This is a genomic window from Mycoplasma haliaeeti, assembly GCF_048284645.1.
Taxonomy (GTDB): Bacteria; Bacillota_I; Bacilli_A; order Mycoplasmatales; family Metamycoplasmataceae; genus Mycoplasmopsis.
The window spans coordinates 20,218-37,979 of the sequence record NZ_JBLWAB010000007.1; the positions used below are offsets into that span (position 1 = coordinate 20,218).

Consider the following 17,762-nt stretch of genomic DNA (forward strand, 5'->3'; position numbering starts at 1 on the left):
ACTTAGGTGCTTTTTTCATATTTTTCTCTAGCACATAGGCACAAAAGTCAAAATGTGGAAACTTTTTGCTTATTGCACAAAATTGTTTAACTCTCCTTTATAATTTTATTATATGTAAGATAAAAGGAGAAAAATGAAGAAAACATGACAATTCTATTTTGCAGCTCCATTAGCAATTACACCACTTGCTTTTGCTTGTGCATGCAACCAAACTGATAAAGAAAGTAATGTTTCAAAATTAAATAACAAGGTGTCTACTGCAGTAGATAATATAAATGAGGGGATTTACAGTAATTTACTAGCTTTTCCTGCTTTATATAACGACTCAAAATATTCAAAACTAGATGGTATTATTGATCAAACAAATAAACTTTTAGCTAAGTATGCTCGTATTGCAAAAGATTCTCAAATCAGTGACAAGAGTGAAAAACTAAATATGATTATTGATGAATTAAATGATATTGCAACATTCCTCGGTAAAAGTGAAGAGACTAATTCAGAAAATCATATCAGTCATATTTTTGATGAATATAAAGAAAATAGAAATCGAAATATAAATGCAGCTAATAGAAATTACAAACAAGATCCAAAAATTGCAGAACTTCTAAAAGAAAAAGCAGAATATGAACACGACTTTTGAATGTTGAAATTGCTAAAACAATTAGATACAAATGAAACAAAGAATTGGATTAACTATTTAGAAGGCAAAATAAAAAATGAAAATATTTTTTGACAAGTTAATTTAGATTTGAAGATAGCTACCTTAATGAGTCAAATGCTTGATGTTTCGTACTTTGATACAAATGGGTGTCTTGCAGGAACAATATGTCCAGAAAGACTAGTTAAAGCAGACTTATTAAAGGATAAGTCTAGGTTTGCAATTGATGATAAGCAGTTTTCAATTAACTCATACATTGAGACAAAATATGTTACTAATCAGCAAACAATCAACAATTTTAAAGACTTATTTATCATTAGCAAAATATCGGATTCCAATAGCCCTAAAATTCTTAAAGACGCTTTAAGAAAAACAATTTTCATCAATAAGAATAGATATATGAATATTGATTCTGCTAAAGACAATTCTAAGTTTATGGATAAAAGCGAAAGATATGTACAAACTATTATTAAGGAATATGCAGAACAAGGAATTGATGCTGTTTATAGAGAAATGATAAAAAATGCAATTGAAAAACTTAATAATGAATTAAATAGCCTTAATGAGCGAACACGTACTATCCAGTCATATATAAACATGACTGCGCTAGCAAACAAAATAACTATTGATGTAGCTAAGCAAGTTGCAGATACCAAAGTGATAATACAACAATTAATCAGCAACCTAGAAGAAGATTTGAAAACATTATAATGTTGATTAAATGATGGATTCTATAACTAAAGTGTATCAACTACTATGTAACATTTATAAGCGCCAGAAATGGTGCTTTTTTCATATTTCTCTCTAGCATATAGGTGCAAAAGTCAAAATGTGGAAACTTTTTACGATTTTATTAAAATGTTTTTATTCTCATTTATAATAATTTATAAGGCTTACTTATTTAAAAGTAGCCTTTCACGAAATAACAAGGAGTTAAATGAAAACTATTTTAAAATTAGGAGAACCAATTAATGCAATTGGAAATTTAAGCACAAGCTTAGTGGGTACAACAGTAGATAATCCAAACATAATAAATAAAGCATCAATAAACAAAGAAGCAGATTTTGATGAATTTGGGAAAATTTTTAATCAATTACTAGTGCCTGAATTCATAAAAGGGAATGAAGAATTATTTAGTAAATTAGCTAATTTTATCCAAAATAGTTCTGATAGTTCTCTAAAGATAGTACGCGAGAAAATTTCAGATCAAGAAGTTAAGGACATGTTAATAAAATTTTTAAATTTAGCAAAAGAGAAAAAACTTATAGATATGGAACAATATAATGATGCTCTTTCAAAGGTGGACACCTTTGTTGCTAAATTTAAAACAAAATTTAGAAAAACAATTAGAGAAGAACAGTCAAAAATCAAAGAAAAGCAAAAACTTGAGAAGATTATAAATCAAGAAATTAGCAAAAAATACAAGCAAATTATAACCGATGCAAAAAAAGGATATTCAGTAAATGTAAGTGTTGATAAAGAAAAACTGAATGAGAACTCAAAATTAATAGGCATTGAATTTATTAAATTAGAAGATGAATTAAAATCATTGCAATCGGTTTCAACAAAAAATTTAGAGATAATGAAATCATACGAATATACAATCAAAAAACTTAATGCTGCAATTATTGGTATGTCTGTTGTTTCTATTTTATCAACCATATTTTCATTCTTTTGGCCTCCTGCAACACTAGGGGCAATGGCAGCAGGAGCAACAACTTTTGGCCTCTCACTAGCATTAGATAAGTTCAAAAATGAATATACAGTTTTTGAAGAAAGAAATAAAATTTATGAGTCGATTGAAAATGCTATTAAAAATGCAAAAGTAACAAAATCATCAATATTTGATAATCTAATAGCATATGGGGTAACACCGATTGTTGCGAATGTTGATTATATGAATAATTTATATACACTAGGGAAAAGTGGATTAAATGGTTTGAAAAAATTGAAAATAAAATCTGCCTTTGTGTTTTCTACGCCATCTGAGGTATTATCAGGGGTTCTTGCAGGTGCAAGTATTGCAATAGATGGCTATACTATATATAATTCAACATCAGATATAATAAGAGCAGATAAGATGATAAATGAAATCAACAATTTTACTCAAAATCTAAAAAATCGTATGGAAAATATAATAAAACAAATGAATAATCTAAAATGAGTAAGATGGGTTGTAATAAATGAAACACCCATTTATGGTGATGATTACAGCACTGGGGCAACAGGTGGAAAGAACTTAGTTTTTAAAAACTTAATTACAGGAGAAGTTAAAACATTATCAGAGATGCTTGCTATGAGTAATTATGCTCTTCATGCTGAAGGACTAACTAAAGCTTATAATCATGATACTAAAGAATGATATATTAGAACATTACCTAATAATAAAAAACATGATAATTTAGGTTAATTATGAATTTTAGTAGTAATTTAACCTCACCATTATCATGATTTGCACTTATCTTGTGCTGCATATTTTTAATCAAAGATTACTATTTTTATGCATTTTGAGGAATTGATTTTATACATTGCGTTGGTTGCTCATTCCAAGCTAAATACACAGAAAGCAAATTAAATTTACCAACCAAATGTAATATTAAGAAATATAATAAAGGCCACAAACTCGTAAATACATTAATAAAGCGTAAGCTCAAACAAGAAATCATTTATGACTCATTTTTTAGAATAGTATATGCAATAATTCAATCAATTGCATTTGCATTTGCTATTTTGAACAACTATATCACATATTTTAATGTTTTTTGCTGAATGGGTTTTGCATCGTATTTTGGGTTTATTTCAAGGATTCTTCAAATAAAAAATATAATGAAGATGCCAATTTTATCTCAAACACTAATTGAAGATAAGAATGATATTGAAAATTTCTCAAATAAAATTCCAAATAAAACTTTAAATAAGAACAGTACAAAATTAACATGTAAAATTTTTGTGCCTTTATTAGAGACTTACTCGTCAAATAGCAGATATATATCTAAAATTAATTTCAAGATAAAATATTGAAAACGATTGGGAGCAAATAATTCAGAGATTGAAGATATTTTTTACTTTTTATTTTCATTTAGTTATAAGCTGGATAACTTTTTCTTATCTCAAAATAACTCATTGCTTGAAATTCAAAATTTTTATCATAATTTGCAAGCCTTAAGCTCTAATAATGGAATTAAATAAATATGATAATTCCTACAGTAATAAATCGTTCTTGATAAAATAATTAAAGGAGAAAATATGAAATTTAAAAAATTATTATTAAGTATAGGACTTAGTTCAACTGTAGTTGTTCTTCCAATATCTGCAGTAGCATGCAACAACTCTGATGTTTCTTCTGAAAGCATTTCAAAAGAAATGAAAACAGTTTTTGATGAAATGGTAACAAAAATCACAGCTAACCCACAAAACGCAATACAGATTGCTCAAGAAATGTCAGATAAACTAACAAGTATTTCAAAAAAAGCAGCTAAACTTTCAAAAAAGGAACAAGAAAAATTTGCTAAAAAAATTCAAGAATACCTAAATGAATTAATGCAAAGAGCACTTAATCCTCATATTGAATAAAATTTCGCGAGCTTTAAATGCATTTAATCTAATGCATAATTTAAAATGTACCAATAGTCTTATTGGGTAATTTTAATCAAAAAATATCTGGAACTGTATGCCAGATATTTTTTGATTAACAAGCAGCTTATTTAGTCAAATAAGGAACATACAAGCTACTTTATGCCTAACTGATATTAATCTTTTTAGAAAGCATAAAAATATATAGTGTTGTATAATTGAATTAAATATTTATATTTAATTAAATGAGGTTTTATATGAAGAGTCAAAACTTAGCAAACGCCCTAAGACCACAGACGTTAAATGATATTGTTGGCCAACAAAATATCATAAAATTATTAAAAAAAGTAGTTGCAAATAAAATTACAAGCAGCTTCTTATTCTTTGGAGAAGCTGGGACAGGAAAAACATCTACTGCAATAGCGCTAGCAAATGATCTGGGCTTAAAATATGATTATTTTAATGCTTCAGTTGACTCAAAATCTAAACTTGTAAATATTTTAGAAAACAATCAATGCATTATTATTGATGAAATTCATCGATTAAATAAAGACAAACAAGATATCTTATTATCATATGTTGAATTTGACAAGATAATTGTATATGCAACCACTACTGAGAATCCTTATTTTAAGGTTGTACCAGCAGTACGCAGCAGAATGCAAATTTTACAATTCAATAAGATCTCTGAAGTAGATATTGTCAATAAACTGGAACAAATTGTTACATCCACTTATCCAGGATTAAAAGTATCGCGTGTTCAATTACTGGCACTAGCACGTTTGTCAGCTGGTGACTTGCGTTCTAGCATTAATAATTTACAAATGCTAGCTAACTGTGTTGATGAAGGACAAGAAGTAACTGATGAAGTGATTAAAACAGTTGTGCCAAATGTGAACTTTTATTCAGATTTAGATTCAAGTGCTCATTATAATAATTTATCTGCATTTCATAAATCTTTAAGAGGTAGCGATCCAGATGCTGCCTTATATTGAGGAATGCTGATTTTACAATCAGGTGATCTAGATGGATTATTTAGAAGAATGCTTTGTGTGGCATATGAAGATGTTGGACTTGCTGCACCTAATGTTTCACTTAGGGTGGCAGAAGCTATTAGAAGTTTTGAACGTTTAGGGATGCCAGAAGGACGTCTACCAATTGGCTTTGCCATTTTAGATCTAGCATTAGCACCTAAAAGCAATGCATCATATTTAGCTATTAGCCAGGTAGAACAATTGATTGCTTCTGGAGGAGTTTATGAAATTCCTAAGCATTTGAGAGATGCTCACTATGCATCAGCAGCTAAATTAGGGGATGGAAATGATTATAAATATCCACATGATTATGCCAATAATTATGTAGACCAACAATATCTACCTAATGAAATTAAAAACATGCAGTTTTATTGACCTCAACAAAATTCAAATGAATTAAATATAGAAAAATATTGAAATTTAATTAAAAAAAATAAGGAGCTATAATGGAGCTTAAATTAGAAACTATAAATACATTAGAAGACTTAAAACAAGCTAAAGCTAAAGCCTTTGGTGTTTCAGGTGAAATAGCACAGTTGCAAAATGAATTAAAAGCTGCACCTGTAGAAATGAAAAAAGAACTTGGAGCTAAAATTAATCAACTTAAAACAGCATACAATAACTTCTTTGAACAAGCTGAAAATAGAATTAAAGAATTAGAAATTCAAGCTAAAGTTAATTCTGAGTTTATTGATGTAACTGCACCTTTAAGTAAACCAGCTAGTTTACATCCAATTACAATCGTTGAAAACAGATTAAAAGAATGATTTTACCAACATGGTTACTATCAACAAGAAGAAGGTGAAATTGTTACTGATCTATTTAACTTTGAAAGATTAAACATTCCAAGCGATCACCCTGCTAGAGCTATGCATGATTCTTTATACTTCAATCCAACTACATTACTTAGAACACATAACACCGGAATTACAGCTAAAGTTTTAGCTGAAAATCCAAATAAAGTATTTTCAACCTTTGCAATTGGAAAAGTATATCGTAATGATGAAGATGATGCAACTCACTCACACCAATTTACTCAAGTTGATATTGTTTCAGTAGGAAAAGGGATTTCTTTTGGAAACCTAATTTGAACACTAAAAGATTTACTTTCATATGTGCTTGAAGAACAAGTTGAAATTAGACTTAGACCAAGCTACTTCCCATTTACTGAACCAAGTGTTGAAGTTGATGTGCTTTACAAAGGTAGATGAATTGAAATTTTAGGAGCTGGAATGCTACATCCAAATGTTTTAGCAATGGCTGGCTTTGATCCAGAATTTAATGGACTAGCTGCTGGTCTTGGAATCGAAAGAATTACAATGATTAAATATGGATTTAATGATATTAGAGACTTATATAGAAATGATTTAAGAATAATGGAGCAATTTAGACATGAAAGATAGTTTTTTAAATATTTTACAAGCTGAAGGTAAGAAACCTTATTTTGAAATAATCATTAATAAATTAGAAGTAGCTGAAAAAGAAGCTCAAGTTTTACCACACCAAATGGATATGTTTCACGCATTTGATTTCTTTCAAGTGCATGAAACAAAAGTTGTCCTTTTAGGTCAAGACCCATATCATACTGTTGGATATGCAGATGGTTTAGCTTTTTCAACTGGTAATGGAAAGTTAACTCCTTCTTTAAGAAACATTTTTACTGAAATTAAAAAAGATTATCCAAATGCTAAATTAGATAATACTTCATTAGTTTCATGAGCTAAACAAGGAGTTTTATTACTTAATACAGTGCTAACAGTTTCAGAAGGAAGTGCTAATTCACACGCTACTTTTGGATGAGAAAAATTCACTCATGAAGTTTTATTACAAGTAGTTAGACAAAATCCTGATGTCATTATAGTGGCTCTTGGTAAGCAAGCAGCTAGATTTGTTGCAGATTTACCAATTGCAGCAAGTAACTTAATTATAACCTCACATCCAAGCCCATTTAGCTATAAAAAAGGTTTTGAAAACTCACATATTTTTAAAGAAATCAACGATAAATTAATAGAAAAAGGTATCACAGCAATTAATTGAGATACTAATAAGGAGGCATAATGTTAATTTCATTAAATCATTTAAATTCATTACTTAAGGGAGTTAAACTTTCTGCAAGTGATGTAGAAAAGACCTTAAATAGCATTGGATTTGAGGTTGAAGAAGTTAAACCTTTTAGTAATGTTAAAGGTTTACAATTCTGTGAAGTTATCTCAGTAAAGCCTAATCCAAATAGCGATCGTTTAGATGTAGTTGAAGTCAAAACTAAATCAGGTCAATATACAATTCAAACTAATAACCGTATCCTAAAACCTGGAGATTTAACAATTTGTTTCCCAGTTGGAGCAAGTAAAGGTGATTTCACTTTTAGTGAAGTAGAATTAAAAGGATTACCTTCACAAGGTATGTTTGGAGCTTGAAGTGAAATTGGTTATGATTGAAAATTATTAAGCCAAAAAGACCAAATTGTTACTTTTGATCCAAGCTTTGCTTCATTAAATGATGATCCAATTGAAAAATTAGGACTAGATGACTATCTAATTGAAATTTCAATTACAGCTAACCGTAATGATGCTAATAGTTATTTTGTACTAGCTCGTGAGCTTGCTGCATATTATGGCGCTGAAGTAAATTATCAATTAATGAATACAACAATTAAAGCTAGCGAACTTGTATGTGATTTAAAATTAGACCTTAATAACAAAGCAATTAATGATGCATTTTATCTTCTAGTTACTGTATCACAAGCTAGTGTTGATTTAGTTGATAAAATGTTACTAGCTAAACATGGTTTTGATACTAATCAATCTTGAGCTAATAATGTAGCTAATATGTTACTTCTAATGGCAGGAACTCCTGCTCAAGTTTATGATTTAGATAAATTGCCAACTCAAGCTACTTTAAGTGCTAAAAAATTCTCAGGCAATGTCACAATTGATGATAAAGAAATCTCAGTTAAAGATGTATTAGCTATTTATGCTAATAATGATTTAATTTCACTTGCAGGTGTTAGCGTCCTAAGCCAATACCAAATTAGTGAGCAAACAAAGAACTTCTTATTTGAAGTTGCAGCCTTTGTACCTAGTGAAATTAGACATACCTTAAGAGAAATTAAGACTTCAAATCCTGCTGGTGCTCAAGCTTCTAGACCTATTACAAAGCATTTAGCATATCAAGGAATGAATTCTTTAGCACAAGCTTTATTAAAGCAACCAAGTAAAAATCAGTTTGCTAATGAACCTCAAAATAATGCTAAAACGATTAAATTTGAACAAGATAAATTAGCTGCTTATGGAGGAAAACTAGATGCTAAGCGTTTAGAATTTGCTTACCAAGCTCTAGCTAATTTAGGATTTAAGTTAACTAGTGATTTAAGCAAGATTACAATTCCTGAATATAGATATGATGTTAATGTAATGGAAGATGTCATTGAAGAAATTTTACGTTTCTATTCATATGATGGTATCGGAGAAGAAATTTTACCAAGCGTACCTCTTAAAACTATGAAAGCTAATCCTACCCCAGCTAACTTTGTGGCTCAAGGATATTCAGAAGTTAGAACATTTACTTTAGTATCACATGAAAAAGCACTCTTTAATCCATTCAACTTTACAACTAACCAAGTTTTACAAACTTACGTATCTAAAGAACGTGAAGTAGTTAGAAACTCAATTGTAACTTCACTTACTGGAGTAGTTGAATACAACTTAAAACGTAAGATGAATGATATTAATATCTTTGAAAAAGGAATGATTAATAACAACGTAATGGTATATGGAATTGCAAGCAGCACTAAATCATTTAGACAAATGCAACTTGATTTAATTAACATAACTGGAAAAGACTTAAAATTTGTTCCATTAGCAGATAATGAAATGATTCATCCAAATGCTTCAGCTGAAATTATCTTCCATGACCAAATGGTAGGATGAATTGGAAAAATTCACCCTAAATATGACACTACAAATGGAACTTTATATGCTGAAATTTTAACTTCTATGTTTAATGAACAAAGCTCAGAACTAAAATTCCAAGCAATTAACTTAGAACCTTTAAAAACACTTGATATTACCTTTGAATTAGATGCAAATGATTATGTTTCACCTGCACTTGACTTTATCAATCAAATCGATAATGCTGCAAATGAACTACAAACAGTTAAAGTCATTGATCAATTCCAAAAAGGTGACAAAGTTAATACAACAGTTCGTTTTGTAGGAACTGAACAAATAATTTCACTTATTGATGCCAAATTCAATAAAAAAGGAGAATAGATGTATAAGAATTTAGAATTACATGACAAAGTTGTGCAAGATGCAATTAACAATGAACTTGCACGTCAACAAGATCATATTGAACTAATCGCTTCTGAAAACTATGTTTCAGAAGATGTCCTTAAAGCTCAAGGATCAGTGCTAACAAATAAATATGGAGAAGGGTACCCTGGTAGAAGATACTATGGTAGCTGTGAAAATGTTGATATAGTTGAACAAGCTGCTATCGATCGTTTAAAGGCTATTTTTGGGGTTAAATATGCTAATGTGCAACCATATTCAGGATCTGTAGCTAACGCTGCTGCAATTGCTTCAGTAGTACCTTCTGGTGGAAAAATTATGGGGCTAGCCCTTAACTGTGGAGGACACTTAACACACGGTTATAAAATTAGCTTTAGTGGGATCTTTTATAACTCAGTTTCTTACGAGTTATCTAAAGATGGGTTATTAGATTATGATGCAATCTTACAACAATCTTTAATTGAAAAACCTGATTTAATTATTTGTGGTTATTCAGCTTACTCTAGAACAGTAGATTTTGCTAAATTTAGAGAAATTGCTGACAAATGTGGAGCTAAATTAATGGCTGATATTGCTCATATAGCTGGATTAATTGCTGCAGGATTACATCCTTCACCAGTTGGATATGCTGACATTATTACTTCTACAACACATAAAACCCTACGTGGTGGACGTGGAGGTATTATCATGACCAATGATGAAGAGATTGCTAAAAAGGTAGATCGTTGAGTATTCCCAGGCTACCAAGGTGGTCCTTTATTCCATGCTATTGCAGGAAAAGCTGTAGCTTTTTATGAAGCAATGCAACCTATGTTTAAACAATATGCTGCTGATATAATTGCTAATGCACAAACATTCTGCCAAGCCTTTAAGGATAAAGGAGCAGTAATTGTATCTGGAGGAACAGATAACCACTTATTTATGGTTAATGTACTTGAAACATACAACATTAATGGTAAGCAAGCTGAAACATTACTTGAAAAGATTAATATAACAATTAATAAAAATACTATTCCATTTGACACACTTTCACCTACTCTTGGAAGTGGAATAAGACTTGGAACAGCTGCTATGACAAGTAGAGGCTTTACTAAGTGACAAGAATTATGTGATATTATTGATTATTCACTTAGAAATTTAGACTTTTTAAACTCTCCTGAAGGAGAAGAAAAATTAGCTCAATTGAAAGCTCAAGTTATTGCTCTTACTCAAGAATTCCCAATTAAAAAATCATATTTATAAAATGCTATGTGGAAATAAAAAGTTATTTCCACATTTTTTCTGCTATTTTCTGTCCTATATATCTATCTAGGATACAATAAAGATATGAGAAGAAGCAAATGAACATTTTTAACCTTAGCTATTGGTTCAATAATAGCTGTCCCAACTGTGGCTGCCAGTTGTTTACCAGATGGTGATAAAAAGCAAGCTAAAATTGATGAATTAACCTTAAAAATAAAGGAAAAAGATAAATTAATTCAAAAGGCTAATGATCTAAAAGTTAAATTTGATGCTTTAAAGAAAGAAAAAGACATCATTAATAAGCAATTACAAAGTGCTCAAAAAACAGTGGCTGAATTAGAAAGTAAAAAAGCGTCTGACACTAGTGATAAAGATGCTCAAATTGCCCAATTACAAGCACAAATTACTAATCTGCAAGAGGAATTACGAATTAAGGATGCAGAGAATGAAACTTATAGTCAACACATCAAAGAACTAGAAGCTCAAATTGCAAAAATGGATGAAAAGGCTAATGATGATAATACATCAGACAATAATGATGAAACTGACAACGGAATAGAACCAAAACCTTCAACACAACCAGATGCCAATAGTGCTGAATTTATTATTTCATCTCCATATAAGACAGCATACGTACGTCCACCATTTGGAGCACAATTTAAGTTAAATGATCAAGACATTAAATTTACAACTATCTTTGGACATTTAGACTCACCTGGTAATAAAGATAAAAAAGGATATTCAGAAAGCTCAATTTCAACTAAGGACCCTGATTTTAAAGCAAAATATCATGGTCATGCAATTATGGGGGCACAAGAATTCAGTGAATTTCTTGCCTTACCTAATGTAATGGATGATTTTGCAACTATTAGTAGCAATAGTAATATTATTTTTGGTGGTGATACAAACATCGAAGATAAAAACTTTACATTGCAAGAGAACTTTGGCGATAAATATACACCAACTGTATCAAAATTAACTAATTCACATGATGCCTTGGCATATTATACTTCGCTAGGAACAACTAAAAATCCTTATTCACAACCATATGACAAAATGTTTTTCAAAAATGTGAATAAAGACAAATTGAAATTTTTAACAACAGCTAACACTCCAGATATGCAATTTAAAATTGATATCTTAAAGGCATTTAATGATCACATTTTAGCAGAAGAAGATAAAGAGCTAGCAGGATATAACAAGAATGCAAAAAGAAATCCACTAAGATCTGGACTTTCTGATCATGCTCCAGTATTTACTGATATAGAAGCTAAATTTGACATTAAAACTAATAGTGCAATTGAAAAATATGCTAAAGGAAAAAATGTAATTAGAATTGGTCACTGAAATATTCTTAATTATGGTGTAGAAACTGTCCCAGAATTTAAATACATGTCAATTGCTAAAGTAATTGCAGCCGGTGGATTTGATATTTTAGGATTAACTGAAATTAATTATGGACAAGCTGATAAAGTTAATAATATTTTAACTGCATTAAACCAATTAACAGGCTCACAATATAAAATGGTATTTCAAGATAGTTCAGATGCTTCTTGGGCAAGTGATCCAGTGTTAAATATTTTCCAATCACAAGAAGAACAAGTTGCAATTATTTATGATGCAAATATAGTAACTCCTATAGCCTTTAGTGATGGTAAAATTGGACACTCATATCGTAAAATTATTCCTTCAATTAAAGAAATAGAACAATTAAAAAGTTTAACAGAGCAAGAATAAATAGTATAATTAACTCATTATTTACAAATAATGAGTTTTTTTATTTTAGGAGGAATTATGATCCCAATAGCAGCCATTTGAGTTATCGGACTACTACCATTTCTGGCTTTTATAGTCTTAGTGCTAGCACAAGCGAAATTTATTAACCATGTTAAAATCAATCGTTTACATCTACACAATAATGAAAAGATGTTACAAAGAGTGATTTTAAACCAAAACTTATACAAATATTGAAAGATGAGATTTGTTATCTTTACCATAATTACAGTTATTATTGCATCATTAACAGTTGCATATACCCCAATTGCTTTTATTTTTGTGGCTCAAATCTTTCAAGAAGTTAACAAAAATAATGATCAAATAGCAAAAATTACACAAACTGGAGTAGCTGTAGTATTATGATTACTTGATGTTTTCTTTACAGGACTATTAATTTGAACAATTTATCGTGAAATTTATGCTTGAAATAAAGAAATGAATGCTTGAAACTTAGTTGAAAATCCAGAAGCAAAAACTTTTTATGAATACTTAAAAGATTGTGAATCTAAAAAAGAATTTCCAGCTAAAGTTAAAACAAATAAAATTCATTTCTTTAATCGTAAAACTACTTTAGCTTACGAAACATGTAACTTGGAAAAGCTGGCTAATAGCAAACATAAGCCCGAATATATTGAAGGAAAACTCTTATTTGATACCTTCATTGATTATAGCCAAATTCTTATTGAAGAACGTACGGTTGAGGAAACTGACTTTGTAGCTAAATTACTTAACTTACTTGAAAGAAACGATAAGAATTTTATTTCTAAAAAAAGATAATACCTTTAGTGCTATCAGATAGCACTAAAAAAAGAAGACTAGCTTAAAATAAGATTTCTAAAAAACTAGTTTTCTTTTATAATTTATTTACTATTTCTAAACAAGGGTAATCCTTGTTTTTATAACCATTTACAAAAGGAGTAATATGAGAAAATTATTTAGTAGTGAATCAGTTGGAAGAGGACACCCAGATAAGGTTTGCGATCAATTATCAGATGCAATCTTAGATGCTTATTTATCTCTAGATCCAGATTCAAAAGTAGCAGTAGAATGCATGGCTTCAGGTCACAATATCTTTATTGCTGGAGAAGTTAAATCAAATGCTGATGTTGATGTAATTGAAATTGCTAAAAACATTTTAAAACAATTAGGTTACTATACAAATGAAACCAGCTTTATAACTGATATTAAACGTCAAAGCGAAGATATCGCTATGGGAGTTGAATTAGGTGATGAAATTGGAGCTGGTGACCAAGGAATTATGTTTGGATATGCTACAGATGAAACACCTGAATATATGCCACTTGGTATTACATTAGCACACGCTTTAGTTCGCAGAGCTGAAAAACTTAGAACTAGCCTAGAATTCAAGAATGCTAAAGCAGACATGAAATCTCAAGTTACATTAGACTACACTGATCCAAATCATGTTTTTGTAGATACTGTATTAATGAGTATTCAACATGCTAAAAACTATGATGAAGCTGAATTTAAGTCATACATTAAGAATCATATTATTCTTCCTGTAATGGAACAATATAATTTAGCAGCACCAAAAAATATTCTAATTAATCCAACAGGTAACTTCGTAATTGGTGGACCAATTGGAGATACTGGATTAACTGGAAGAAAAATCATAGTTGATACATATGGTGGAGCTGCACGTCATGGAGGTGGAGCTTTTAGTGGAAAAGATTCAACCAAAGTAGATCGTTCAGCAGCATATGCAGCTAGATGGATTGCAAAAAATATTGTTGCAGCTGGACTAGCTAAAAGAGCTGAAATTCAAATCGCTTACGCAATCGGGGTTGCTAAACCTGTTTCAATTATGCTTGATACTTTTGGAACAAATACAGTACCAGAAGATGTAATTGAACAAGCTGTAAGTGAAATATTCAACCTTACACCAAAAGGAATAATTGATGCTTTAGGTTTAAGAAAACCAATCTTCCTTCAAACATCATATTTTGGACACTTTGGAAGAAGTGATCTAAACCTTCCTTGAGAACAATTAAATAAAGTTGAAGAATTACAAAAGAAAGTGAAAGAGTTAAATAAATAATGTTAGAGAAATCCTGTGGGGCCATAATTTTTAGAAGATTTCGTTTCGGAACTAAAGTGCTTTTAGTTAAACAATTAAATGATATTTGAGTGTTTCCTAAAGGCCACATTGAAGGTGATGAAACCCCAGTTGAAACTGCACACCGTGAAGTAATGGAAGAAACAACTATTAAGAATTTCCAAATTATTTCAGATGTATCTTACGTTGATAACTATGTAGTAAAAGAAACTGGAAACGATAAAGAAGTAACATACTTTTTAGCCTATACGCAAGATGTAGAAGTTCCACATCATGTAAAAGGTGAATCAAAGAGAGCGAAATACTTCTCAGTAAAAAAGGCCTATAAAAAATTAAATAATCTAGCACCAAAGCAATTTTTACTTGATGCTTATGATAAATATCTATCTTTAAATATTTCAAAACCAAAAAGAATTAAAAAATAATGCAGCCAGTAACTGCATTTTTATTTGCTTTACAATATGCAACTTAATGCCAATATTAATAATGAGCCATTTAGATCTCTACATCTTTGACAATATAAAGATTTTTTTCTAGCACTTGACTTTCTAAGTCTTCGATAGTAGGTTTATTAGTTTTATATTGCTTTCTAAGATGCTTAAGAATTTTCATACCTTTGCGCTTCAAGCCTAGTCTAACAATGTATTTTGTTCCAAATAGTTCATATCATTTAAGTGAATTTAAATAGTATGCAATAAATTCAGGATATCTAGATAATGAATTACTGATTTGATTTCCATATCTAAACATAAAAGCTAAATGAATTATGTTGATAACAAGTGATATGGCTACTACAGTATAGATAATTCTAGATTCATTAGGTACTTCTCAAAAGCTTATATTTTGAATAACACAAGCATTTATGGTTATGACAATTCACCAAATAACAAATGCTGTTCAAAGAGCACTTAAGGCAATTAATGCTAAGAAATATGGCATATATATTCTTTTAAATCTCTTAATTTTAAAAACGATATCTTGATAACTAGTAAGGGTCATACATTTCTCCTAAAATTGGATTATATATTCAAGCAGAACAATTATTATCTTGAAGTTCTTCAGGACTTTTTCAGCCTTCTAGAACTCCAATATAATCCATATTGTTTTTAATACAAGCCTCTAAGAATTTAAAGTACCCATCAATCTTTTTTGTGCTCATATTACTAAATTTCAACATTTCCTGAGTGTTTCTCAAGAAATCATATAATTCTTCTAAAGCTTCATTTTGTGCTTTTAACTGTTCAACTGTCTTTGAATCATTATTTAGTATTTTTTTGTAAATAGTACCTAATTCATTACCTTTTGCTTTAATCCGGCTCATTATTCTTTTTTTCGCTGGTGTATTTTCGATAATCTGCCCACTCTTTTGTGCTAGTTCTACCTGCTTAATTATATCCTTGGTTGATAGAATGAGAGAACCAATTGATAATGTTGTGAATATTGATATTGTACCTAGTGATGCAATATCACCGATTATAGCCCCTACAGTAGATATAAATGATAAGACAAATGCTACTGTAGAATCAAATAAGTTCTTGCTGTTATCTTCTTGAATTAGGCCATTTCCACCATACACTTCAAAAAAGTATCTATTTAACATGTCGAGCAATTGACCTAAAAACTGTATATCTGACTTTTCTAATGCTCTGCCAGCATAGTAGTATTTACGAGTGTGCAGTGATTTTTTTACAAGATTATAATTAACTTTATTCTTAATCTCTTTTATTAAATTTGCAAATTGCTTTTCAGTTAAATTGAGTTCTCTTTTATCAATTTTTGATAAAAAATCACATAATAAAAGAATTTTTATTTTCTCATCTTCAGTCAAATCAGAAATATTTTTTTCATTTATCATTGACTTTTCATTTTGTATTACATTATTAGATAATACCGATGTAGCTACTTGTGTTCCATTTAAAATATTTAAAATAATTTGCTGTTGCATAATATCTCCTTTTGAATTAATTTAACAAATTCATTCATATCAATAACATAATTGTTGTTTTTAAAATAGGCAATTTTATCAAATTCCTTTATGTTAAAAAATTCTATAAAAATTAAAATAATGTTTTGAAATACATCCTTATCTGCAATCATTATAAGTGTTCCATAAAATAATACGTTGGGAAATTTTTTGTCCTTAAGGAAATTATAAAATGCTCTAAAACTAAAATAAATATCATTAATAAGATACAGGTTTTTTAGAAAGCTTGCATTTTGTACTAAATTTTGTATAAATTCATCTAGCCTTACAGTATTAGTAATGCGAAGTATGCCTTTTATAAAATTGTATTTAAATACAAGGGTGTAAGGATTTAATTCATAGAGGTATAGGTCATATGGTAAATTTATTAGCATACATTTTGTTAAGACTTTTACAATTTCAGTATTATCAAAATAATTTAAAAGATAGTCAACATCATAAAATACTTGCTGTGCTTTATTTATCGGAATTTTATTTGAACTAAATTTAATATAATTAGTAAATATTTGATTTATCTTAAATGTAGTTATGTATAATGCATCTAAAACCGGAACACCATCATAATAAATGATCATATCTTCTGAAATATTTTTATATTGCATAATATCAATATCATAAGTCTTATTTTTGATTCGAAAATTTCCTGTTGATATGAATTCGTTTGTCTTTTTAACTAATATATTGTTTTTAATAATAAAATTATAAGCAGCAATATTTTGATCGATTATATTATGACTACTACTAATGAGTATATCAATATCATGGAAGTCTCTATTTAATTTATTTTGTAAATATAATGCATAACTGCCATGTATAATGGTATTTTTTGATAGCTTCAATTTCTTATATATTTTTCTCACAATATAATTATATTCTTATATAGTGAGGTATTGGCCAATATCTAAAAACTAAACGAAATTTCCATAAATTGACATTAAGCTCTATAAGTAAGCTTTAAAAAAACAATAATATGGAAAAATATGCTCATAATTTGCATTTGAAAATTACACTTATTACCCTTGCAAATGGTGAATTTATGTAAATAAGTCGAAATTCTTGATGAAATAAACTTTTTATTTAAATGTTTTTATTTTTAATAAAAAAATTTAAAATTTAAATAAACAAA

Annotated in this window: 16 protein-coding genes; 13 read left to right on the forward strand and 3 right to left on the reverse strand. The window is 29.2% G+C overall.

The annotated features are described in order from the left end of the window. Window positions 1-133 precede the first annotated feature (133 nt). From ACNQ2T_RS02275 to ACNQ2T_RS02335, 13 genes are all read left to right on the forward strand, one after another. A complete protein-coding gene (locus tag ACNQ2T_RS02275) occupies window positions 134-1,369 on the forward strand; it encodes a hypothetical protein (RefSeq protein ID WP_418035878.1) in 1,236 nt (411 codons plus the stop codon). Between the two features lie 226 nt (window positions 1,370-1,595). Further along, a complete protein-coding gene (locus ACNQ2T_RS02280; RefSeq protein ID WP_418035879.1) occupies window positions 1,596-3,068 on the forward strand; it encodes a hypothetical protein in 1,473 nt (490 codons plus the stop codon). 2 nt (window positions 3,069-3,070) lie between these two features. Then, on the forward strand, window positions 3,071-3,847 hold the full coding sequence (locus ACNQ2T_RS02285) for a hypothetical protein (protein WP_418035880.1): 777 nt from the start codon (window positions 3,071-3,073) through the stop codon (window positions 3,845-3,847). A gap of 57 nt (window positions 3,848-3,904) precedes the next feature. Further along, the gene (locus tag ACNQ2T_RS02290; RefSeq protein ID WP_418035881.1) at window positions 3,905-4,231 is read left to right on the forward strand and encodes a hypothetical protein; all 327 of its coding nucleotides are present in this window, start codon (window positions 3,905-3,907) and stop codon (window positions 4,229-4,231) included. Window positions 4,232-4,488: 257 nt separating this feature from the next. Next, complete coding sequence (locus ACNQ2T_RS02295) at window positions 4,489-5,712, forward strand: replication-associated recombination protein A (RefSeq protein ID WP_418006135.1); 1,224 nt, start codon at window positions 4,489-4,491, stop codon at window positions 5,710-5,712. Beyond that, window positions 5,712-6,668 carry a phenylalanine--tRNA ligase subunit alpha gene (pheS, locus tag ACNQ2T_RS02300; RefSeq protein WP_418035882.1) on the forward strand — a complete coding sequence of 319 codons (957 nt, stop codon included), beginning with the start codon at window positions 5,712-5,714 and terminating at the stop codon, window positions 6,666-6,668. The genes ACNQ2T_RS02295 and pheS overlap by 1 nt, the downstream gene beginning before the upstream one ends. Beyond that, window positions 6,658-7,323 carry a uracil-DNA glycosylase gene (locus ACNQ2T_RS02305; RefSeq protein WP_418019680.1) on the forward strand — a complete coding sequence of 222 codons (666 nt, stop codon included), beginning with the start codon at window positions 6,658-6,660 and terminating at the stop codon, window positions 7,321-7,323. Before pheS ends, ACNQ2T_RS02305 begins: the two co-directional genes overlap by 11 nt. Continuing rightward, window positions 7,323-9,536 carry a phenylalanine--tRNA ligase subunit beta gene (locus tag ACNQ2T_RS02310; RefSeq protein ID WP_418035883.1) on the forward strand — a complete coding sequence of 738 codons (2,214 nt, stop codon included), beginning with the start codon at window positions 7,323-7,325 and terminating at the stop codon, window positions 9,534-9,536. The genes ACNQ2T_RS02305 and ACNQ2T_RS02310 overlap by 1 nt, the downstream gene beginning before the upstream one ends. Further along, entirely contained in the window at window positions 9,537-10,799 is a 1,263-nt protein-coding gene (gene glyA / locus ACNQ2T_RS02315) for a serine hydroxymethyltransferase (protein WP_418035884.1), read from the forward strand. A gap of 84 nt (window positions 10,800-10,883) precedes the next feature. Then, entirely contained in the window at window positions 10,884-12,536 is a 1,653-nt protein-coding gene (locus tag ACNQ2T_RS02320; protein WP_418035885.1) for a hypothetical protein, read from the forward strand. Window positions 12,537-12,593: 57 nt separating this feature from the next. Beyond that, window positions 12,594-13,352 (forward strand): hypothetical protein, encoded by a 759-nt coding sequence (locus ACNQ2T_RS02325; protein ID WP_418035886.1) that lies wholly within the window; start codon window positions 12,594-12,596, stop codon window positions 13,350-13,352. Between the two features lie 145 nt (window positions 13,353-13,497). Further along, window positions 13,498-14,634 carry a methionine adenosyltransferase gene (metK, locus tag ACNQ2T_RS02330; protein WP_416742002.1) on the forward strand — a complete coding sequence of 379 codons (1,137 nt, stop codon included), beginning with the start codon at window positions 13,498-13,500 and terminating at the stop codon, window positions 14,632-14,634. Beyond that, entirely contained in the window at window positions 14,634-15,077 is a 444-nt protein-coding gene (locus ACNQ2T_RS02335; RefSeq protein ID WP_416742003.1) for an NUDIX domain-containing protein, read from the forward strand. Before metK ends, ACNQ2T_RS02335 begins: the two co-directional genes overlap by 1 nt. 70 nt (window positions 15,078-15,147) lie before the next feature. Here ACNQ2T_RS02335 and ACNQ2T_RS02340 read toward each other — a convergent pair whose 3' ends face one another. From ACNQ2T_RS02340 to ACNQ2T_RS02350, 3 genes are read right to left on the reverse strand one after another with little or no spacing between them, the layout of a single operon-like run. Then, window positions 15,148-15,651 (reverse strand): hypothetical protein, encoded by a 504-nt coding sequence (locus tag ACNQ2T_RS02340; RefSeq protein WP_416755738.1) that lies wholly within the window; start codon window positions 15,649-15,651, stop codon window positions 15,148-15,150. Beyond that, the gene (locus tag ACNQ2T_RS02345) at window positions 15,638-16,597 is read right to left on the reverse strand and encodes a hypothetical protein (RefSeq protein ID WP_418035887.1); all 960 of its coding nucleotides are present in this window, start codon (window positions 16,595-16,597) and stop codon (window positions 15,638-15,640) included. The genes ACNQ2T_RS02340 and ACNQ2T_RS02345 overlap by 14 nt, the downstream gene beginning before the upstream one ends. Next, window positions 16,576-17,475 carry a hypothetical protein gene (locus ACNQ2T_RS02350; RefSeq protein WP_418035888.1) on the reverse strand — a complete coding sequence of 300 codons (900 nt, stop codon included), beginning with the start codon at window positions 17,473-17,475 and terminating at the stop codon, window positions 16,576-16,578. Before ACNQ2T_RS02350 ends, ACNQ2T_RS02345 begins: the two co-directional genes overlap by 22 nt. Window positions 17,476-17,762 lie beyond the last annotated feature (287 nt).